23 protein-coding genes and 2 tRNA genes are annotated in these 21,584 nt (G+C 39.7%); 4 read left to right on the plus strand and 21 right to left on the minus strand.

Features of this window, described 5'->3' with window-relative positions; genetic code table 11:
• Positions 1-197: hypothetical protein (locus ACEYX7_RS02895; RefSeq protein WP_374900189.1), on the minus strand; the 197-nt coding region annotated here is incomplete at its 3' end.
• Between the two features lie 152 nt (positions 198-349).
• On the opposite strand from ACEYX7_RS02895, the gene ACEYX7_RS02900 reads away from it, so the two are divergent.
• Complete coding sequence (locus ACEYX7_RS02900) at positions 350-946, plus strand: hypothetical protein (protein WP_374900190.1); 597 nt, start codon at positions 350-352, stop codon at positions 944-946.
• Positions 947-965: 19 nt separating this feature from the next.
• On the opposite strand, the gene ACEYX7_RS02905 is transcribed toward ACEYX7_RS02900, so the two are convergent.
• The 7 genes from ACEYX7_RS02905 to folD all read right to left on the minus strand — a co-directional run bounded on the left by ACEYX7_RS02905 (position 966) and on the right by folD (position 7,824).
• A complete protein-coding gene (locus ACEYX7_RS02905; protein ID WP_374802052.1) occupies positions 966-1,625 on the minus strand; it encodes a class I SAM-dependent methyltransferase in 660 nt (219 codons plus the stop codon).
• Between the two features lie 56 nt (positions 1,626-1,681).
• Entirely contained in the window at positions 1,682-2,482 is an 801-nt protein-coding gene (locus ACEYX7_RS02910) for a hypothetical protein (protein ID WP_374900191.1), read from the minus strand.
• Positions 2,479-2,688 carry a hypothetical protein gene (locus ACEYX7_RS02915; RefSeq protein ID WP_374900193.1) on the minus strand — a complete coding sequence of 70 codons (210 nt, stop codon included), beginning with the start codon at positions 2,686-2,688 and terminating at the stop codon, positions 2,479-2,481. Before ACEYX7_RS02915 ends, ACEYX7_RS02910 begins: the two co-directional genes overlap by 4 nt.
• A 79-nt stretch (positions 2,689-2,767) precedes the next feature.
• Complete coding sequence (gene lldD / locus ACEYX7_RS02920; protein WP_374802056.1) at positions 2,768-3,949, minus strand: FMN-dependent L-lactate dehydrogenase LldD; 1,182 nt, start codon at positions 3,947-3,949, stop codon at positions 2,768-2,770.
• A 3-nt stretch (positions 3,950-3,952) separates the two neighbouring features.
• Complete coding sequence (gene lldR, locus ACEYX7_RS02925) at positions 3,953-4,699, minus strand: transcriptional regulator LldR (RefSeq protein WP_374802058.1); 747 nt, start codon at positions 4,697-4,699, stop codon at positions 3,953-3,955.
• A gap of 230 nt (positions 4,700-4,929) precedes the next feature.
• Entirely contained in the window at positions 4,930-6,621 is a 1,692-nt protein-coding gene (lldP, locus tag ACEYX7_RS02930; protein ID WP_374802060.1) for an L-lactate permease, read from the minus strand.
• A gap of 351 nt (positions 6,622-6,972) precedes the next feature.
• Positions 6,973-7,824 carry a bifunctional methylenetetrahydrofolate dehydrogenase/methenyltetrahydrofolate cyclohydrolase FolD gene (gene folD / locus ACEYX7_RS02935; protein WP_374802062.1) on the minus strand — a complete coding sequence of 284 codons (852 nt, stop codon included), beginning with the start codon at positions 7,822-7,824 and terminating at the stop codon, positions 6,973-6,975.
• Between the two features lie 256 nt (positions 7,825-8,080).
• Here folD and ACEYX7_RS02940 point away from each other — a divergent pair.
• Positions 8,081-8,154, plus strand: a tRNA-Cys gene (locus ACEYX7_RS02940).
• Positions 8,155-8,255: 101 nt separating this feature from the next.
• Positions 8,256-8,341: transfer RNA gene (locus ACEYX7_RS02945), tRNA-Leu, on the plus strand.
• 618 nt (positions 8,342-8,959) lie between these two features.
• Here ACEYX7_RS02945 and ACEYX7_RS02950 read toward each other — a convergent pair.
• The 5 genes from ACEYX7_RS02950 to ACEYX7_RS02970 all read right to left on the minus strand — a co-directional run bounded on the left by ACEYX7_RS02950 (position 8,960) and on the right by ACEYX7_RS02970 (position 11,838).
• Positions 8,960-9,874 (minus strand): SEL1-like repeat protein, encoded by a 915-nt coding sequence (locus ACEYX7_RS02950; RefSeq protein ID WP_374802064.1) that lies wholly within the window; start codon positions 9,872-9,874, stop codon positions 8,960-8,962.
• Positions 9,875-10,010: 136 nt separating this feature from the next.
• The gene (locus ACEYX7_RS02955; RefSeq protein WP_374802066.1) at positions 10,011-10,598 is read right to left on the minus strand and encodes a DUF805 domain-containing protein; all 588 of its coding nucleotides are present in this window, start codon (positions 10,596-10,598) and stop codon (positions 10,011-10,013) included.
• Between the two features lie 109 nt (positions 10,599-10,707).
• Positions 10,708-11,064 carry a 50S ribosomal protein L20 gene (rplT, locus tag ACEYX7_RS02960; protein ID WP_374802068.1) on the minus strand — a complete coding sequence of 119 codons (357 nt, stop codon included), beginning with the start codon at positions 11,062-11,064 and terminating at the stop codon, positions 10,708-10,710.
• Between the two features lie 22 nt (positions 11,065-11,086).
• The gene (gene rpmI / locus ACEYX7_RS02965) at positions 11,087-11,284 is read right to left on the minus strand and encodes a 50S ribosomal protein L35 (protein WP_374802070.1); all 198 of its coding nucleotides are present in this window, start codon (positions 11,282-11,284) and stop codon (positions 11,087-11,089) included.
• 125 nt (positions 11,285-11,409) lie between these two features.
• Positions 11,410-11,838, minus strand: a complete 429-nt coding sequence (locus tag ACEYX7_RS02970; protein ID WP_374802072.1) for a YqaA family protein — start codon at positions 11,836-11,838, stop codon at positions 11,410-11,412.
• A gap of 112 nt (positions 11,839-11,950) precedes the next feature.
• Here ACEYX7_RS02970 and gorA point away from each other — a divergent pair, with 112 nt between their 5' ends.
• Positions 11,951-13,306 carry a glutathione-disulfide reductase gene (gorA, locus tag ACEYX7_RS02975; RefSeq protein ID WP_374900194.1) on the plus strand — a complete coding sequence of 452 codons (1,356 nt, stop codon included), beginning with the start codon at positions 11,951-11,953 and terminating at the stop codon, positions 13,304-13,306.
• A gap of 69 nt (positions 13,307-13,375) precedes the next feature.
• On the opposite strand, the gene infC is transcribed toward gorA, so the two are convergent.
• The 8 genes from infC to pcnB form a co-directional block, all read right to left on the minus strand.
• Entirely contained in the window at positions 13,376-13,927 is a 552-nt protein-coding gene (gene infC, locus ACEYX7_RS02980) for a translation initiation factor IF-3 (RefSeq protein ID WP_374802132.1), read from the minus strand.
• Between the two features lie 5 nt (positions 13,928-13,932).
• Positions 13,933-15,855: a threonine--tRNA ligase gene (thrS, locus tag ACEYX7_RS02985; protein WP_374900195.1), complete on the minus strand. Its 1,923-nt coding sequence runs from the start codon at positions 15,853-15,855 to the stop codon at positions 13,933-13,935.
• Between the two features lie 199 nt (positions 15,856-16,054).
• The gene (gene yjgA / locus ACEYX7_RS02990) at positions 16,055-16,588 is read right to left on the minus strand and encodes a ribosome biogenesis factor YjgA (RefSeq protein ID WP_374802078.1); all 534 of its coding nucleotides are present in this window, start codon (positions 16,586-16,588) and stop codon (positions 16,055-16,057) included.
• Between the two features lie 101 nt (positions 16,589-16,689).
• The gene (gene rapZ, locus ACEYX7_RS02995; RefSeq protein ID WP_374802080.1) at positions 16,690-17,547 is read right to left on the minus strand and encodes an RNase adapter RapZ; all 858 of its coding nucleotides are present in this window, start codon (positions 17,545-17,547) and stop codon (positions 16,690-16,692) included.
• 52 nt (positions 17,548-17,599) lie between these two features.
• A complete protein-coding gene (panC, locus tag ACEYX7_RS03000; RefSeq protein WP_374802082.1) occupies positions 17,600-18,448 on the minus strand; it encodes a pantoate--beta-alanine ligase in 849 nt (282 codons plus the stop codon).
• A gap of 49 nt (positions 18,449-18,497) precedes the next feature.
• Positions 18,498-19,307: a 3-methyl-2-oxobutanoate hydroxymethyltransferase gene (panB, locus tag ACEYX7_RS03005; protein ID WP_374802084.1), complete on the minus strand. Its 810-nt coding sequence runs from the start codon at positions 19,305-19,307 to the stop codon at positions 18,498-18,500.
• Positions 19,308-19,389: 82 nt separating this feature from the next.
• Complete coding sequence (gene folK / locus ACEYX7_RS03010; RefSeq protein ID WP_374802086.1) at positions 19,390-19,884, minus strand: 2-amino-4-hydroxy-6-hydroxymethyldihydropteridine diphosphokinase; 495 nt, start codon at positions 19,882-19,884, stop codon at positions 19,390-19,392.
• A gap of 50 nt (positions 19,885-19,934) precedes the next feature.
• Positions 19,935-21,473 (minus strand): polynucleotide adenylyltransferase PcnB, encoded by a 1,539-nt coding sequence (gene pcnB, locus ACEYX7_RS03015; RefSeq protein ID WP_374802088.1) that lies wholly within the window; start codon positions 21,471-21,473, stop codon positions 19,935-19,937.
• Positions 21,474-21,584 lie beyond the last annotated feature (111 nt).

Below are 21,584 nucleotides of genomic sequence, written 5' to 3' on the forward strand. Positions count from 1 at the left end.
TTAGCAATATATCGCTGTATCCTGCGATAGTGGCTGTCAGTCTTGCCTCCATGAGGTATATGCCTTGCTATTTTTTTAAGATTACTGCTTTGAGCACTAATCAATGCGATTATCATTAAACTCAGACAGTTGATTCTTGCCTTGTTCATTGTTAGATTTTGGGTTAATATTTCATTGAGTCTGTTAAGGTTTGGCATGGTCTAATTCGTCAGAAAAATTACTATTATGCCATTGCTTTAACAGTCTTTTTTATTTTTTTGTCGTGTGCTGAGAATATTTTTATTCAAAATCAATTTAAATACCAAAACTTCTTATAATCAAAACTCTTAACGAGCTAAGTCAAAGTTTTATGAACAAAATCGCAATCGCTTTATCATCAATATTATGTTTTGGCGTTATTGGTACTGCCCAAGCAAAAACTCCACCAAAAATCATTGTCAAAGCTGATAACGTCAATGGTCTTAAATATGGTCAGACGATTAACAAAGCGACTTTAGCGAAAATAGGATTACGTTATCCTGAAGATGCGAATAACGAGTGCTATTATGTTCCTTTAAATAATCTAAATGAAGAACAGCGTCCTACATTCTTATTGGTTGAAAATAATAAACTGGGCATGGTTGATATTCGCCGTAGCGATGTGCAATTATTTTCCAAAATTAAGATTGGTGACAAAGTCGAGAATGTATTAAAAGCACATAAGGCAAAACCTAGTTATTCAGTGAATAAATATGATGATGGCACAGGTAACAGTTATCATCTCATCTATGACCTAGCCAATGGTGTACAAATTGATTATCGTCTAAAAGGTGGTCAAAAATTGCCTAGCATTGACATCAGTAGTAAAAACTGGAAAAACAGCTATAACCGTTTACTTAGAGGGCAAGTAGAATCGATTGCAGTAGGCAAAAAAGATACTGTTGCTTTGGTGGAAGGCTGTTCTTAATTTCAATCGCTGAGATAGCTTAATCTGGACGATGCCAATAAAAACTCACATTACGAAATTCGTTGGCTTCGTCCATATCGGGTACAGTGGTTGCGGTATGCTCAGCGATTTTTTGATATTGCGGATGGCTAAAATTTTTCACACGGCTATCCGCTACCCATACTTCATCGGCAAATTTTAAAAATTCATCTAAGAAAAAACGGTTGGATTGATCATACAACACGTCGGCAGCCAATAACACATCTACAGATTTAAGTTTATATAAATCATCAAGATAATCTAATTCAACTTGATTTAAATCGGCATTGGCTCGGCAAGCTTGTAAACTCACCGCATCAATATCACAGCAAATCACTTGTTTTGCCCCTGCCATTTTGGCGGCAATCGCTACTACACCCGACCCTGCACCAAAATCTGCCACAGTTTTATCTTTCACAATTTCGGGATGTTGCAACAACCATTGTGCCATCGCCAGTCCCGACGCCCAACAAAAAATCCAATATGGTGTATCTTGCCAAATACGTTGAATCACATCCGATTCAAGCGGTTGTTGATTAAAGGTTTCATCAATCAAATATAGCTGAATCGGTGTATCAGGCAAGCTTTGTGGGCAAAGTGTGGCATTGGGGATAATTTGCTGTACTGCTTGCTGTAAATCGCATAAGCTGTTATTGGTCATTATGTTCAAATCTCTCATCAATATGACTTTTACGTAATTGTTCAATAAAGTACTTTTTACTTTAACCAACGCTTTAATTGATCTTTTTGCTCAAGCAATTGATCATAATCTTGCCATTCTGTAGCCAGTTGCACGCCACCTGACGGATAAGCACAGATTTGCATCTTATTCCAAATATCATTATCTTGTTGATCAAGGCGATGAATTTCTGTTAATTTTTCATGGATAATCTTTTTTGCTTCATCCACAGAAAAGCCATTAAGTAAGCCAGACATTGGTAGTGAAATATGCTGTTTTTCTTTATTCACACACCACAATTGCATTACTGACGCATAATCATCAATAATCAAGTCACAATACAGCTCTTCCATTTGTGGCTCTAATAATTGCAAAAGAATTTGACCAACCACACCATAAAGCCCTTCTTCTAAGTCATAAACCAAAGCTTTTGGCTTAGATGTAGGTTGCACCATCCATTCTGATATAGACAAGGTGTTTTCTAAGGTTTCTGTCGCAATCACTTGTCCATCAGCGATGTATTGCATAACAAATTCATCTGGTCTAGTTTGACCATCTTTTAAAATAGGCGTAATCGTGAGTTCAGTAATTGGATAAGGCTTAGGATGATTTTTTTGTCTTTCTGCAACACATTTTTTCCAATCTTTTTCGGATATAAATTTGTCTATGGCTTCTTCTAAGCTTAATTCGCTTATGCCATTCATGATTAAACCTTGCGAAGAATCACTATCAGGAATGTTTTTAAATTTTATTAAAAATGTACCATCATTGTGCATAGTACCAGCAAAATGATTCCATGGAGTATTTTTAAATAAATGTTGTTGTTGTAAATCCGTCATGATTTGATTTCAACACATTCCATGTAATTGTCTGGTTCAGGCGTTATAAGGTTGCCTTTTTCTCCATTTGGAAGTACTTCTGAAAACCCCCATGTAAGAATATCCGGATAAGTAAATCCTCTTAAAAACACTTTATTTTCATTTTCAGGAATATGCGGGCAAATCAACATATACAATTTTTGAAATAACGCTAAAACATCTTTCATCATTTTTTCCGTGTGAAGTAAAAAATAGGTCACCCTTAAGCAACCTATTATAAAAGCTTTTTAATACCAAACCTAGCAATTAAGCCAAGATTTCTTTGATGGCATCTGGGTCTTTTAAGCGACGCTCTACTTCAACCAAACAGCTACGATCGATATCAGAGATTTTTTGACAGCTGGTTAATGTCATCGCTACACGCATTTCTTTTTCGAACAAATCTAACAAGTTAGACACGCCTGCACCGCCTTCAGCTGCAAGTGCATAGATAAATGCACGTCCAATCATGGCAGTATCTGCACCGAGTGCCAACATACGCACTACGTCCAAACCACTACGAATACCTGAGTCAGCTAAGATTTTGATGTCACCTTTCACCGCATCAGCAATCGCAGGCATCGCACGAGCAGATGACAATACACCATCAAGCTGACGACCACCGTGATTCGATACTACAATACCGTCTGCACCAAAACGTACCGCATCTTTGGCATCTTCAGGATCTAAGATACCTTTGATGACCATCGGACCATCCCAGAAATCACGAATCCACTCAAGGTCTTTCCAAGAAATAGATGGGTCAAAGTTTGCAGCAAGGTAACCAATATAGTCTTCTAAGCCAATCGCTTTACCCATATATTTTGAGATGTTACCCAAATCATGTGGTTTACCCATTAAGCCAACATTCCATGCCCAATGTGGGTGGAATACAGATTGAACATAACGACGCATTGCTGCATTCGGGCCACTCATACCTGAATGGGCATCACGGTAACGTGCACCTGGTGTAGGCATATCTACGGTGAATACTAATGTTGAACAGCCTGCAGCTTTTGCACGCTCCAAGGCATTTTTCATAAAGCCACGGTCACGCAACACGTACAATTGGAACCACATCGGACGTTGAATCGCAGGGGCAACTTCTTCAATTGGGCATACAGATACTGTAGATAAGGTAAAAGGAATACCTTTTTTATCTGCAGCAACGGCTGCTTGCACTTCACCACGACGTGCATACATACCTGTTAGACCGACTGGTGACAAAGCCAATGGCAAAGATAAAGTTTCATCAAAAAGTTTGGTTTCCAAACTCAATGAAGACATATCTTTTAACACGCGCTGACGTAAAGCCACTTCGGACAAATCCGAAACGTTGCGTTTTAGGGTATGTTCAGCGTACGCCCCACCATCGATATAATGGAATAAAAATGGCGGTAAACGACTTTCTGCGGCTGCACGGTAGTCGTTTGCACTGGAAATAATCATAACTTAGTCCGTCCTCAATAAACGTGTTGCTCGTTTTTGTCTTGCTTCATGGAGGTCGAGCTCACGAATATGCTCAACCACATAATCAATATGTTCACATACCAATTGTTTTGCTAATGCAGCATCGCCTCGCTCAATGGCTCGCATCACTGCTAGATGCTGTTCTGCCAATTGATCTGCACTCTTTGCCACATTATAAATTTTTTTGCGTGCCAAGACTACATTGTACTGCAATAAGTCAAATAGCGTACGCATCATCTGTATCAGCACCGCATTGTGTGATGCATCTGCAATCGCCAAATGAAACTCCGCATCTGCAATGGATGCTTGATGAGAATCACCATTGATTTGATGACGAACAATCTCATCATAACAGCGACGTATTCTCAACAAGTCACTCGGTGTAGCACGTAGTGCTGCATACCAAGCTGTACCGCCTTCTAAGACAATACGGGCTTCTTGCACATCAAAACGATACTCTGGATCTTGTTCCAATAATGCTTCTATTGGACGCACAATACCCGTCTTTGCCCAATCATTCGGTAGATACTGTAGGTAATTACCTGAGCCTGCCTTACTAATAATTACACCCAGACTGGCTAATTGTTGCAATGCTTCACGTAATGACGACCTTGACACATTCAAAAGCTCAGCCAACGTTCTCTCTGCTGGCAGACGCTGACCACTTTGCAAATTTTGTTGTTCAATAAATTGATACAACTGCTGCAAGGTATGTTCTGATACTTTCATGTCATCCCGATCGTGTATAGATATTACGGCAAGCCATATATCATGATGATATTCATTTAGAGATATAAGTTATGGATTGCTAACTTACATCTTTAAATCAACATTATTGCTCTTTTGATACCCATTCAAAAGAATAAAAATTGAAATATGCCTTTAGCTCGACCATCGTCTGAACTAAAGGCATAAGATAAATAACGGTAATGATTCAGCTATTTATCACTCAGTCTAGCTTAGCCACCTACAGCTGCTTTCGCTACTGGAATCATCCATGGGAAAACATAAGCCTGTAATGTGATGATCACACCCATCAAAGTTGTGAAAATCAAGCTGTGTTTAACAGTGAAACGGAACAAATCAGACTCTTTACCAACCAAACCTACTGCCGCACAAGCGATTGCAATAGACTGTGGAGAAATCATCTTACCTGTTACACCACCACTAGTATTCGCAGCAACTAACAATACGTCTGGTACACCAATTTGATGTGCAGTAGTTGCTTGTAATGCAGCGAACAATGCGTTTGAAGACGTATCTGAACCTGTCAAGAATACACCCAACCAACCTAAGAAAGGAGAGAAGAATGTGAACGCTTTACCTGTGTGAGCCAATGCCAACGCCAAAGTAGAAGACAAGCCAGAGTAGTTAGCAACGAATGCAAATGACAATACCAAACCAATTGAAAGAATAGGAATTTTCAATTCATTTAAAGTTTCACCAAAAGTTTTTACTGCTTCAGCTGGACGCATTTTCAACATGTAAATCGTGATTAATGCAGCAATAAAAATCGCTGTACCAGTCGCTGAGAACCAATCAAACTTGTACACAGCTACATAATCAGTCACCTTAGTTACCACAGGTGGCATTTTTTGCACCATGTTGTGCAAGAAAGGTACTTTAATTTCAGTAACCATACTCACCAAAGAACCATCTGGTGCACCATTTTTACCCTTAGCAAACAAAGATTTAAATGGTTTTAAGCTCCAAATTGTTACCATCAAAGTCAAGATCATAAATGGTGACCAAGCTTTGATAATTTGACCCATAGTGTAGTTGTGTTCTGTAGTGATGGTTTGCTTGTCATCGGCATTTTCAAAACGGAAAATACGTTTTGGCTTCCATACACGTAAGAACAATGTTGTACAGATCAAACATGCAATCGCTGCAGTGATGTCTGGTAACTCAGGCCCTAAGTAGTTTGACGTCAAGAATTGTGCAATCGCAAAACTGATACTTGCTACCAAAACTGCTGGGGAAGTTTCTTTCACACCACGCCAGCCGTCCATGATCGCCATGATCCAGAACAATACGATTGGTACGATAAATGGTAATTGACGACCCACCATCTTACTGACGTCCATCGCATCAACACCAGATACTTGACCTGCTACGATAATTGGAATACCCATCGCACCGAAAGCTACAGGTGCAGTGTTTACAATCAAACACAAGCCTGCTGCATACAATGGATTAAAGCCTAAGCCTACCAACAATGCTGCAGTAATCGCTACTGGCGCACCGAAGCCTGCCGCACCTTCTAAGAACGTACCGAAAGCAAAGCCAACCAAAATCATTTGCAAACGTTGGTCAGGTGTCACAGAAATGATACTAGAACGAATAATATCAAACTGTCCTGTCTTCACAGATACTTTATACAGGAACACTGCCCCGATAATGATCCATGAAATCGGCCATAAGCCATAGAAGAAACCATATGCTGCTGATGCAAATGCCATCTGCGCAGGCATATTATAGAAAAACAACGCAATCAACAGTGCCAAAGTCACTGTAATCGCAGCTGCATAGACGCCTTTCATTCGAAAAACGGCCAATGCTAAGAAAAAGAAAATAATCGGAATGAGTGCGACCGCGCTAGAAATCCAAAGATTTCCTACTGGGTCGTACACCTGTTGCCATACTGACATTGCACATCTCCTTGTTTGCAAATCGACCACTTTTTGCCTTTGGTACCACCAAAATCTAACAGTGCAACAATTCACAATAATCTTTCAAAAGAGGTCTAAACATCAATAAACTGATATTTCATCGAATTGGTCAGACCAGTTTACAAAAAACTTAAAATATCAAAGATATTTAAACCAGTTTTCACATTTTGTGATAATAATTTTAACTTTTAAGAAAAGCAACAGCTAAAATCCAAATAATTGGTCTGACCAAAGATTTTTTGTATCTTTTATATAAAAAAACACCAACTGTATTGCTCAACAATTGATGTTTCAAGAAAATTTAACAGAAAATCCGATAATTATTAACAGTTAAGCAGATAAAGCCTTTTCAGCTGCTTCTACTGTTTGACGGATCAATGTAGTGATTGTCATCGGACCTACACCACCTGGTACAGGGGTATATGCAGATGCTTTTTGTTCGATATTTTTTAAATCAATATCGCCTACACCACCGCCATCACGTGGATGAAAACCTGCATCCACTACCACTGCACCTTGTTTAATCCAATCATGTTGAATCAATTCTGCACGACCCACTGCACCAACGATAATATCTGCTTGTTTGACAAGCTCTGCCAAATTCTGTGTACGAGAATGGCAAATGGTCACCGTGGCATTGGCTTGCAATAACATCATTGCCATAGGCTTACCCAAAATCGCTGAACGACCAACCACAACTGTATGTTTCCCTGCAATCTCGATACCATTGTCTTGCAATAACGTCATAATACCTTGTGGTGTTGCTGAACCATATGCAGATTCACCCATCGACATACGACCAAAGCCTAGACAAGTCACACCATCAACATCTTTTTTGATATCAATTGCATCAAAACAAGCACGCTCATCAATCTGCTCAGGTACAGGGTGCTGTAGCAAAATGCCGTGTACGTCTGGATTCTGATTAAGTTTTTCAATTTCTGCCAACAACTGCTCAGTTGTAGTGCTTTGTGGCAATTCAATTTTTAAAGAGTCCATGCCAACACGGCGACAAGCATTGCCTTTCATACGGACGTAAGTCGCTGATGCACCATCGTCACCGACCAAAATCGTTGCCAAAATCGGAGTACGTCCAGTATTTTGCTTGATTTTTTCCACTCGTTGACTTAAATCAGCTTCAATTTTTGCTGCCAAAGCCTTACCATCTAATAACTTAACCATTATTTACTCCACGCAGAATAGCGATAAATGTATGCAAATTTCGATTCACATAGTTTAACATTTTTTATGAGATTATGCTGATACAACAAAATAAAAAGCGAGTTTCTACTGGTATCAAGACAAAATTTTTATTTAATTGATTTGCAAACTGCATTTTTTGATGATTAAAAAAACAATTAAATGATTTTTCGCACTTTTTTAAAATTAAAACTTGCCAATCAAAAAAAATCTGCTAATATAGCCATCACCAAATGATGGCGCGGTGGCAGAGTGGTCATGCAGCGGACTGCAACTCCGTGGACGCCGGTTCGATTCCGACCCGCGCCTCCAATTAAAGGTAAGTTTGTAGCTTGTTTATATGCTAAATATAACTTGACATTCAAATTCATACGCTTTAGAATTTGGCTCGCTTGAATGCGAAAGCACAGTATGCCCGGGTGGTGAAATAGGTAGACACAGGGGATTTAAAATCCCCCGCCCACAAAGCGTGCCGGTTCGAGTCCGGCCCCGGGCACCATTTAAATACTGATGCACATTAAATTAATCAGCTTATGCTGATTTTTTTATGCCTAAAATTTGCTATAATAATAAAACTACAATTCAAACAAGGGAACGATAATGCTTCAGAGGTTAACACACGTATTCAAATCACCTTTTACTTTTAAGTCTATATCTGGCTTTTGTTGTCTTATTTATCATTCAAGTCAAAAAACGCTATTTTTTACAGCAGTCACCCGAAGACAGTTGGCAATGGATTGGTTTATTTTGGATGTATCTGAATACGGATACGGCATCGTCTCTAAGATATGATTTTGATATATTCTATTATGCACTCAATCTTTTAGCATGTACCACCTTGATTTACATAGTGATTTATCTTTTAAAAATCCAAGTATCGTTAAAAAAATATTTATTGCTGAGTCCTTGGGCTTTTTTTGCACTTATAACTTTTTCACTCACGCTAGGTATGCACCAAAGTTTACATCTTCCTGATTATTTTGACTATTCACAAGTTGTTTGTATTGAATATGAATTACACTTAAATATTTGGTTTGAAGAAATCGTGTTACCTATCAATAGTTGTAAAAAATAAGCCCAAAATGACTTTGAGCTTATCTTGGATGTTTATCGCAAATTAGTAACCTTGCTGTGTCAATTTTTGGGCTTCACGGCAAGCATCTTTATCACCGTTAGCACATGATTGTTCAAACCATTCTTTGGCAGTCGTTAAACTTCTCTCTACGCCTAGACCTTTGAAATGCAACAATGCCAGATTGTAGCCTGCACTACTATGTCCAAGTTGTGCAGCACTTTCATACCATTGACGTGCAGCGTTATAGTCTTGTCTTATGCCATCACCGCCCACTTCGTACAAATAAGCCAAGTTGAACTGTGCCTTAACTAGACCTGCATCAGCAGCTTTTTGATACCAGTCACGTGCTAAACGTTTATTTGCAATGCTACTGTCACCTTTGTCATACAAGCGTGCGAGATTGTATTGTGCGTTCGTATTACCTTTATTTGCCGCAGCCGTATACCATGAAATGGCTTTACGTAGGTCTGTTGTTACGCCTTGTCCCTCTTGATACATCACACCAAGGTTATTTTGTGCTTTGTCATCACCCTGTTTGGCAGCACGTTCAAACCATTTACTGGCTTCTTTTTCATCTTGCTCTACTGCACGACCTTGCAAATACATCATACCAATATTGTACTGTGCATCTGCATAACCTTGTTTGGCTGCCAAATCCAACCATTTATTTGCCATGATATCATCTTGGCGTACGCCACGACCATCGTAATACATCATACCAAGATTGTATTGTGCTTGCATATCACCTTGTGCAGCAGCTTTTTCAAACCATTGTTTTGCCATGGCATAATTTTGCTTAACACCTTCACCATTCAAGTACGCTGCACCAACCTGATATTGTGCTAATGCACTGCCTTGGTTAGCACGTGTGACGATATCTACAAGATCTGCCATAGCGACATGACTCGCACCCAAGCAACTTAAACCCAATAATAAAGCTTTAAAATTTAATTTCATGTCGTACTCCACAATTTCAAACGCTCCTTATTTTGGAAACGTTGATCAATTTCATGCATTTTAGTTTAGCATGGCTTGAATCATAAAACTTGGATTTTTGATGTCGGATACGTTATCGTTTAGTAGAGATAAAAATTTATTCCAAAGGCTTACCATATCGATTTTCTATAATCTCACCTTTCCTACAACACCATATCAGCAAAAGCGTGTAGCCCTCCAAAGGCAAAACCACCATCATTTGATACCAACCTGATTTGCCAATATCATGTAGACGCCTACAAGTTACAGCATAAGTAGGGATTGCCAAAATAATATATACAACAATAAAAATGAGTTTGGAAGTTTTGGACTGTAAATTAGCCTGATCCAACACCACAAAAGTCATTATAATCAAAAACCAATACAAAACATAAAACGACCAAAATTCTTTACGTCCCGCTCGTCCTGAAAAATTGGCATAATTTTTAAAACAATGAATAATCCAAGCAATAACAGTGCGTTGATCTTTTGGCTTGGTTTGCCGTGTGATTTGATCATCTTCATTAAGCAATAATACACTTAATATTTGACCATCAGTATCCATGACCACATCAACATTATTGCCTTGTTTTGGTATTACTCCTGCACCTTTCCACACTTTATCAGTAAATGAATATTGTTGATTTTCAACAATAATTTCGCCTTTATTTTCTTGTACCGAATAGGATAAAACCTTTCCTTTCATATATTATTTTCCATCAACAACAAATATCTAAATTTGAACGAGTTTGATAATAAATCTAAAATAAAAAAAGACCGCTTTCGCAGTCTTTTTTCGGTTTAAGTATTAAAACTTAAGCCAAAGCAGATTTTGCTTTTTCAGCCAATGCAGCAAATGCTACAGCGTCATGATAAGCGATATCTGCAAGTACGCGACGGTCGATAATCACTTGTGCTTTTTTCAAACCAGCGATCATACGGCTGTATGATAAACCATTTTGACGCGCACCAGCGTTGATACGTGCAATCCACAAAGCGCGGAATTGACGTTTTTTGTTACGACGGTCACGGTAAGCATATTGACCAGCTTTGATCACTGCTTGGAAAGCTACACGATACACACGTGAACGTGCACCATAATAACCTTTAGCACGTTCAAGAATTTTTTTGTGACGACGATGAGCCACTACACCACGTTTTACACGAGCCATTTAATCTCTCCTAATCCTAATATTAAAGGTATGGACACATACGACGAACTGATTCAACATCGCTGACGTGAACCATTACGCAACCACGCAATTGGCGGATACGTTTCGGAGATTTCTTGGTCAAAATGTGACGTTTGAACGCTTGCTTACGTTTGAAGCCGTTGGCAGTCGCTTTAAAGCGTTTTGCTGCACCACGACGAGTTTTTAACTTAACAGCCATGATAACCTCTTTTACACACCTGTTCGGTATTACTGTTGCACCATGCAACTGCAACCTGCAGGTAAGGACGGCATATTATAGAATAATTTTTATGAATTACCAAATGTTTTTAATTTTTTTTAAAACTAAATGCTGTACAAATATAAAACATAAATCACTACATAACGCAAGGTTTTGGCTATACTCACTACCAAGACAAATCGCCATAATTTTTCTTTTAAGATTCCTGCAATCAAGGTCAACGGATCACCGATAATCGGCAACCAACTCAAAAACAAACTCCACCAGCCGTATTTTTGATAAAAAGTTTGTGCTTTATCAATTTGCTGAACTGAAAATGGAAAATAACGATGCTCACGAAAACGTTCAATTTGTGTACCCAAATACCAGTTTACACACGACCCCAAAATATTACCCATACTGGCAGCAATAATTAGTCCTACAACTGAATATTTTTGCAAATAAATCAAACCCAATAACACCGCTTCAGACTGTGCAGGTAGCAGTGTTGCTGCCACAAAAGCAGTGAAAAATAAGCCAATGTACGCAGACATGCGACAATAGGTCAGGTAAGCACTTACCAGATTATAACTGATTTTGGCTGTATTTTTTAAGCAAAAAGCATTAAATTATTGACACCATTTATATTTTTCCAAGAGATCAGTTATGACTAAACATTATGATTATATCGCCATTGGTGGCGGCTCGGGCGGTATCGCATCCATCAATCGTGCTGCCAGTTATGGCAAAAAATGTGCCATTATCGAAGCCAAACACATTGGCGGTACTTGTGTCAATGTTGGCTGTGTGCCGAAAAAAGTCATGTGGCACGCAGGGCAATTGGCTGATGCAATACACCAATATGCTGCCGATTATGGTTTTGATGTGACAGTGAATCAATTTGATTATGCCACTTTGGTCAAATCTCGAGATGCGTATATTTCTCGTATTCACAATTCTTATCAAAATATGTTTAATAAAAATAATGTTGAAGTGATTGACGGTTTTGCCAAATTTATTGATAAAAATACGGTTGAAGTCAATGGTGAAAAAATTACCGCAGATCATATTCTGATTGCCACAGGCGGACGCCCTAGCCGTCCAGATATTATCGGGCAAGAATATGGCATTGATTCCGATGGTTTATTTGCCTTAAACCAACAACCTAAACGCATTGCTGTTGTCGGTGCAGGTTATATTGCAGTAGAAATCGCAGGGGTATTTAAGAGCTTAAAATCGGAAACGCATTTAATCGTACGCCGTGAAAATCCTTTACGCAGCTTTGATGCAGACATTGTCAATAACTTAGTTGAAGTGATGGAAAAAGATGGGGTAAATATCCATCGCCAAGCCACACCAAAACGGGTTATTAAAAATCAAGATGACAGTTTAACGGTAGAATTTGAAGATGGGCGTAGTTTAACGGTAGATTGCTTGGTTTGGGCAATTGGTCGTGAGCCAGCAACGGATAACATCAATCTTGAAGCGGTTGGTATAAAAACTGATGAAAAAGGCTTTATTAAAGTCGATAAATATCAAAATACCAATATTGAAAATATTTATGCCGTGGGTGATATTATTGAAAATGCAGTATCTTTAACACCCGTTGCTGTAGCTGCAGGGCGACGCTTGTCCGAACGTTTATTTAATAATAAGCCCAATGAATATTTAGATTATAATCTAGTACCAACTGTGGTATTTAGCCATCCGCCAATCGGTACAATCGGTATGACTGAACAAGAAGCCATTGAAAAACACGGTGCAGAAAACATCAAAGTCTATAGCTCTTCATTTACCCCAATGTATAGTGCGGTAACGCAACATCGCCAACCGTGTAAAATGAAATTGGTCTGCCTAGGCAAGGATGAAAAAATTATCGGTTTGCATGGTATTGGTTTTGGTGTAGATGAAATGATTCAAGGTTTTGCTGTTGCCATTAAAATGGGGGCAAGCAAAGCCGATTTTGATAATACTGTTGCAATTCATCCTACAGGTTCAGAAGAATTTGTGACCATGCGATAAAATATTCCTGATACAAAAAAGCACCATTAAACCAAATTAACGGTGCTTTTTTATTGGTTGGTAATGGGTTTACTTTTTCTTTTTCGGTCCAAGTAACATACCCATTTGACGACCTTCCAATTTTGGTGCTTGCTCTACTACACCGTACTCCGCAATATCTGCTTCGATTTTTTGTAGTTGAGCTAGACCTAAGTCTTGGTGAGCCATCTCACGACCACGGAAACGCAAAGTGATTTTTACTTTATCACCATCTTCTAAGAAACGCATGATAGCACGCAATTTCACGTTGTAGTCACCTACATCCGTACCCGGACGTAGTTTGATTTCTTTGATTTGCACTTGATGCTGTTTTTTCTTGGCATCTTTTTGCTTTTGCTTCAAATCAAACAGGTGTTTGTTGTAGTCCATGATTTTGCAGACTGGCGGTGTTGCATTACTTACAATTTCTACCAAATCCAAATCTGCATTTTCAGCAGCACGCAAGGCATCTGCAATTGCGACTACACCTTTTTTCTCGCCTGTTTCATCAATCAGCAATACCTCTTTGGCACGAATTTCTGTATTGATGGTAGCACGATTGGTTTTTGCACCTTGTTGTTGGTTACGATCAGACGGTTTAATCTCTGTTACTCCACAATGTACCGACCGCGTTCAGCGACGGCAGACTCTACTAGGTCAATGAAAGCATCAATTGACATAGTCCCCAAATTTTTTCCTGTGCGAGTACGCACATTGACAGTACCTTCTTCTACTTCACGGTCACCCAGTACCACTAAGTAAGGAATACGTTCTAAGGTACGCTCACGAATCTTAAAGCCGATTTTTTCATTACGCAAATCAGCAATCGCACGCAAGCCCTTAGACTGTAACCGATTTACCACGTCTTGGCAAGTGTTTGCTTGTGCATCGGTAATATTCATCACACAGATTTGCGTTGGTGCTAACCATGGTGGCATAAAGCCCGCATAATGCTCAATCAAAATCCCGATGAAACGCTCAAAGCTACCCAAAATCGCACGGTGCAACATGACAGGCGTATCACGTTCATTGTCTTCAGTCACAAATGATGCATCTAAACGTACTGGCAAATTAAAATCGCACTGGATTGTACCACATTGCCACACACGACCTAAGCAATCTTTCAACGAAAATTCGATTTTTGGACCATAGAACGCCCCTTCACCTGGCTGCAATTCCCATTCCAAGCCTGCCGCATCCAAAGCATCAGACAATGATTTTTCAGAAATATCCCAAATTTCATCACTACCGACACGTTTTTCAGGACGTGTAGAGAGTTTCATTTGTACATCTTCGAAACCAAAATCTCTATAAACATCCAAAGTCAGCTTGATAAAATCAGCAACTTCTTTACCAATTTGCTCTACTGTACAGAAAATATGTGCATCATCTTGGGTAAAGCCACGCACACGCATGATACCGTGCAAAGAACCTGATGGTTCATTACGGTGACAAGAACCAAACTCCGCCAAACGGATTGGCAAATCACGGTAAGATTTCAAACCTTGGTTAAAAATCTGTACGTGACATGGACAGTTCATTGGTTTTACCGCATAGTTACGGTTTTCAGAATGTGTCGTAAACATGTTTTCAGCATAGTTTGCTGCATGTCCTGATTTTTCCCACAAGCTAAAATCTACGATTTGTGGCGTTTTTACTTCTTGGTAGCCGTTGTCACGTTGTACTTGACGCATATATTGTTCAAGCACTTGGTAAATCGTCCAGCCATTAGCATGCCAGAACACCATACCCGGTGCTTCTTCTTGCATATGGAACAAGTCTAAAGCTTTACCAATTTTACGATGGTCACGCTTTTCAGCTTCTTCAATACGTTTGATGTACGCTGCAAGCTCTTTTTTATCCGCCCACGCTGTGCCATAAATACGTTGTAATTGTTCATTTTTGGCATCACCACGCCAGTACGCACCCGAGATTTTGGTCAATTTAAATGACTTTAAAAAACGGGTATTTGGCACGTGTGGACCACGGCACATATCGACATATTCTTGATGATAATATAAGCCCATTTGCGTTTCGTCTGGCATATCGTCAATCAAACGCAATTTATATTCTTCGCCACGCGATTTAAAGGTTTCAATGACTTCGGCACGTGGGGTCATTTTTTTGATGACATCATAGTCCTGATCGATAAGCTGTTTCATACGCTCTTCGATTTTTGCCATATCATCTAAGGTAAATGGCTGTTCGGTGAAGATATCGTAATAAAAACCTTCTTCAATCACCGGTCCAATGACCATTTTGGCTGTTGGAAATAATTGTTTTACGGCATGACCCACCAAGTGTGCACAGGAATGGCGAATGATTTCTACGCCGTCTGCATCTTTTGGAGTAATAATTTGAACCGTTGCATCTTCGGTGATCAAGTCACAAGCATCAACAAGACGTCCATTGACACGTCCAGCTACGGTGCTTTTGGCAAGCCCTGCTCCAATACTTTGAGCTACTTGCATGACGCTAACCGCATCATCAAACTGTTTTTGATCGCCATTCGGCAAAGTAATAATCGGCATGATTTTCAACATCCTTTAGGAGTGATGCCCCACACGACAGAGCATATCACTGCGAGATTGCTATAACATAAAAATAACAATATCAATTGATAGAACGATGATTGACTTACTTGCCAATCATCAAGAAAAAACGCAACATATTTTAGCTTAAATTTGAACAAAATGATAGTTGAAGCGAATCTTTCAATCAATTAAAATCTTATTCAGAAATCAACGCCACTTGTTGCATATAATTGACAAGCGTTTGCTTCAAAGCTTGTAATTGTTCTTCACTCGCACCTTGTTGCAAGTCACGTTGATAACGCAATACATGCTGACGCAAAGTATGTCTTTCCGCCGCTTGATGCTGTTTACAAAAATCATTGATCGCACTATCGCCTTGTTCGATGACACGCTCAACCCAACGCATCAACTGTGCTTGTTTTTTGGCACCTTGTTTAGGTACTAAAAAGCTCAACAACATGGTTTCATCTTCATTGCGTAACAATTTACCGATACGTTGAAATTGGCGACGACGTGCCTCAAAAGATGTGATGCTGTTTAATTCCAAGAATGCATCAATCAAACGTTCATCTACAGGTAATTGTTTGATTTGTTTTTGTGGTAATTCAGCCAATTGTTCCGCCAAGGCAGCCATACGCTGTACGTGACGTTTTTGCTCTGATTTACTGGCACGACCATCTTGTAAATCTTCAAAATCTTGTTCATTAAATGGACGTGGGCGACGAGCCATAGTGTTCTCTCATACAATCAGCAACAAAGTGTATAATTTAACATATTTTATATGATTTCAAAAATTTATCGTCACACTGTTTTTAAATACAACTATTTCCATCATTTTGCCCAGTGTTTACCCTCGCGATGCAACACTTGCACTGACCAATCTTGTTGTAAACTTTTGGCAAGCTGTTCAACCAAATAGACTGAGCGATGTTGTCCACCAGTACAACCTACGCAAACGGTGACAAAATGACGATGTCCTTGACTCAAAATTGGCAACCACTTCTGTAAAAATTGCTCAATGTCTTGGTACATATCCGTGACCATGGCATCTGCTGCCAAAAATTGCTGTACAGGCTCATCTAAGCCAGACAAGGGACGTAACTCAGCAACCCAATGTGGATTATTCAGATGACGTACGTCAAATACATAATCCGCATCCAAAGGTAAGCCATGTTTAAAACCAAAAGATTGTAATACTACAACCAACTTATCGCTTTTACCTAATTTGACCGATAAGGTATGTTGTAATTGATGTACGGTACTGTCACTGGTATCAATGGTCATGGTAGCGTGGCGTGCCAAATCTGCCAATAAAATTTCTTCTTGTGCAATACAAGTCGCTAAACTATCAAAGCGATTGGATAAAGGATGTGGACGGCGTGAAGATGAATAACGAGCGATCAGAATCTGTTCTCGTGCGGTGAGATACAGTACGTCGATTGGACTATATTGATTAAGTTTTTGTAAAATATCTTCGATATCAATGCTTTCTAGTGCGAGGCTACGAATATCGATACCGATTGCCAACTGTTCCATGCTGTGGTCTTGACTTAAACGTGCTACCACATCTGGTACAAGACTCACGGGAAGATTATCAATAATATAATAACCCAAATCTTCCAGCATTTGTAAGGCAGATGTTTTTCCCGAACCTGAACGCCCTGCAACCACCAAGATTTTTTTTACCATATTTCCAATCACCTTACTTTTGCATATTCAATATCGCTTTGACTGATACGTGCTAACTCAAAACTTTATTAACCAGAAGATTATCAATCAAACGTGTTTTACCTAATTTTGCTGCCACAAATAACACCACATCCTGCTCAAATTCAGTCACAGTCTGCAAATCAGGCGTGTAAGCTTCAATATAATCTACCACAAAACCTTTTTCGGTTAAATTTTGTCGTGCTTGTTGTAGCACCTGTGACAAATTTTCACCCTGCTGTAATGCTTGTGCAGATTGTTGTAATACTTGATAAATACTCGGTGCGAGCTGTCTTTCACTTTCACTCAAATAGCCATTGCGTGAGCTCAGTGCCAAGCCATCATCCGCACGTACAATCGGCACACCAACAATATCAATCGGCAAGTTCAGATCATTAGTCATCTGACGAATCACCGCCAATTGTTGCCAGTCTTTTTCCCCAAAAAATGCCATATCAGGTTGTACAATATTAAATAATTTGCTGACCACGGTCGCCACACCATCAAAGTGCCCAACACGAGATTTGCCACATAAAATTTCAGTTATACCACTCACCTGCACTGTGGTATGGCGTGGTTTATCACCGTACATTTCTTGTACTGTTGGTGCAAATAAGATATGGCAACCAGCATCTGCCAATAACAAGCTGTCAGCATCCAAGGTGCGTGGATAAGACTCAAAATCTTCACCAACACCAAATTGAATTGGATTGACAAAAATACTCACCACCACTACATCACAACGATTTTTGGCTTGTTTGACCAATTGCAAATGTCCATCATGCAAATTGCCCATGGTCGGCACAAAACCAATGCTTTTGCCCGATTTGCGTGCTTGTGACAGTGCTGCACGTAATTGTTCAATGGTCGTTTCAATTTTCATAATGTTTATTTCGCTAATATTGATTTGGTTTCGCTTGTGTGGGTTTGGCTTATTTTACATCGACTTGAAAGCTATGTTCTGGTGCAGGAAAAGATTGCTCTATGACTGCTTGATGATACGCTTTGATGGCATCAACAATAGCATGTTCGCCTGACTGTTCTGCCATAAAATTACGTACAAAGCGTGCTACTTTACCAAAAGTTAAGCCTAACATATCTTGTACAACCAACACTTGACCATCAGTATCTACACCTGCACCGATACCAATCACAGGCACAGCAAAACGTTCGCTGACTTGTTTGGCAAGGCTAGCTGGCACGCATTCTAATAATAGCAATGCTGCACCAGCATCAACTACCGCTTGGCAATCTGCCAATAATTGTTCGGCTGCGGATAAGGTTTTTGCTTGTAAACGATAACCGCCCAACACATGTACCGATTGTGGCGTTAAACCCAAATGTACACAAACAGGTACACCATTGCGTGTTAAAGCCTGCACAGTATCTGCTAACCATGCACCGCCTTCGATTTTGACCACATGTGCACCGGCTTGCATCACCGCACGGCTATTCTGCAAAGCATCATTTACAGTAGCATAACTCATAAATGGCAAGTCAGTCATAATCAAAGCATGCTTGTTGGCACGTGCTACATTGGTAGTATGATAAACCATGTCTTGCACAGTCACTGGCAAAGTGGAATCGTGTCCCTGAATCGTCATACCCAAAGAATCACCAACCAAAATCGTATCAATTTCAGCCGCTTCAAAGGCCTTAGCAAAGCTCGCATCATAACAAGTCAAGCAAGAGAATTTACGCCCCTGGCTTTTGAATTTTTTTAAATCGGTTAAACTAATCATCACAACCTCAGAATATATGCGAACTGACCTAATCATAGCGTTCGATGGGAGAGTTTAAAAACAATATTAAAAATAAAATCTATCAGTGAGCAGAATGATACCAATCTGCATCAATAGCTTGGGCTGTCGGATTCTTTACGCAAGCTAAATCTTGTAATACTTGTCCTGCAATGACTTTATTGGGTTCAAGATCTAGCAATGGCAATACCACGAAGTCACGCTCAAACAATCCGACATGTGGTACTTTTAAGCGTGGTACATCAATTTGCTCATCGCCATACAATAATAAATCTAAATCCAGCGTACGTTCGCCCCAATGTCGTAAACGCACTCGCCCTGATTCATTTTCAATATATTGTAACCTGTCTAATAATGCCAAAGGTGCTAGGTCAGTCCATAATTCGACGACCGCATTAAGATAATCAGGCTGGTCTTGTGGACCCATCGGTGGACTGCTGTATAGTGATGACACACGTACTTCACCGATTTTGGCTAAAGCGTCAATTGCATCAACGAAGATTTGTCGAGAATCGCCAAGATTACCGCCCAGACCAATAAAACACTGTACTTTTTTCATCAAAATAACCACTTTTAAGTGACGATTTATTGCTACAATTTTGCAATCAGTTATACACGTGTTGGACCAAAGATCACATCTTTTAAATCACGCTGTACACGACGACGACGCAAGATCGGATGATCTAAACCAGCATTACTCTGCGTTTGTCCACTCTCAGATCTATTCATATCTGTTTGGCTTGCATCTGCACGATGACCATTGCTTTTGTTACGTTGGCGACGTGGCTTAATAGGCTCCTGCACCAAAGGCAAAAAGTCTTCCAAATGGTCTGCAGTTGTATTGGTTTGCAGATCAGTTTTTGGTACTTTGGATTTACCCGATTTGGATTTGCTTGACGTATCTTGGTTTGATGTTTTTTCAGCTTGTGCTTGATTATGCAAACGTTTTTGCTGACGGCGATAATCCGCGATTGCTCTTTCTTTACCATCATTATTGAGATATTGAAAGTTTTCCCACCACGCTGCCATACCTTGTGTACTTTCGTCACCAATTTGCTCACGCAACATCAAAAAGTCAAATCCAGCTCTAAAACGCGTATGCCCTGCCAAAGTCATAATGTGCTGCGGCTTGATATGTACCAAACGACTTTGCATTTCCCATACTTCACGCACGAAAACTTCCGCAAAACGTGGCATGATAGTACGTGTAGCCTGACGTTTCAAAACATCCATGCCTGCTTGTACACGCGCTTCATGACCTTTGATGCCTTTTTGATGATAATGTTCGATACGGTCTAAATACGGTTGCCATAATAAAACTGCATAAAAGAATGCTGAATTGACTGTCTTACCACTTGCAAGGCGTTGATCGGTATTGCGTGCTGCTTGCTTAACCAATGGCGTCAATGTCGCATCGATAAAAAGCTCTTGCCATACCTGAAATTGGTCTAATAATTGCACCAATTTCTCCAAGCGACCTACTGAAAACATTTTTTGGCTTTCATCATATAGACGGTGTGGCGACACTTCTCGTAATAGTTTGATACGGTCAGTCGTAAATACGTTCAATACACTTTGATGAATTTTAAAATCCAACTTGGCTGCAAAGCGTAAAGTACGCAACATACGCACTGGATCTTCTTCAAAACGTTGATCCGCATCACCCAATAATTTTAACGTTTTGGATTTAATATCTTTATAAGCATGACAAAAATCAAGAACGACATTGTCAAAAGGCTGATAATAAAAACTATTTACCGTAAAATCACGGCGAGCAAAATCTTGCTCAATCGTTCCCCAATTGTTATCACGCAACACCATACCTGTCGCACTGGTAATGGCTTTTTTAGGTGGGGCACGAAACGTAGCAACTTCAATCATCTCTCGCCCAGAATGGACGTGTGCCAATTCAAAACGACGACCGATAATACGGCAACGACGACCAAAGACTTTTTTAATTTGTGATGGTGTGGCATTGGTCACGGCATCAAAATCCTTTGGATGCTCGCCCAGCATCAAATCTCGTACGCCACCACCAACCAAATATGCTTCATAGCCGGCTTTGGTTAAACTTTCAATGACTTCCAAAATGGCAGGACTTAAGTCCGAACGAGATAAACCACATGCTGATGCAGATAAAATTTGCAAGAAAAATGCTCCACGCCGAATCGCGTTATTTAAATGCCACTAATATAGCCTTAAGCTTAAAAAAGGGCAATTTTTTTTCATGCAAAGCTGTGCTTTTTTTCATCATCACCA

The sequence above is a fragment of the Hubeiibacter jixunmingi genome (assembly GCF_041928215.1).
Lineage (GTDB): Bacteria > Pseudomonadota > Gammaproteobacteria > Pseudomonadales > Moraxellaceae > Acinetobacter.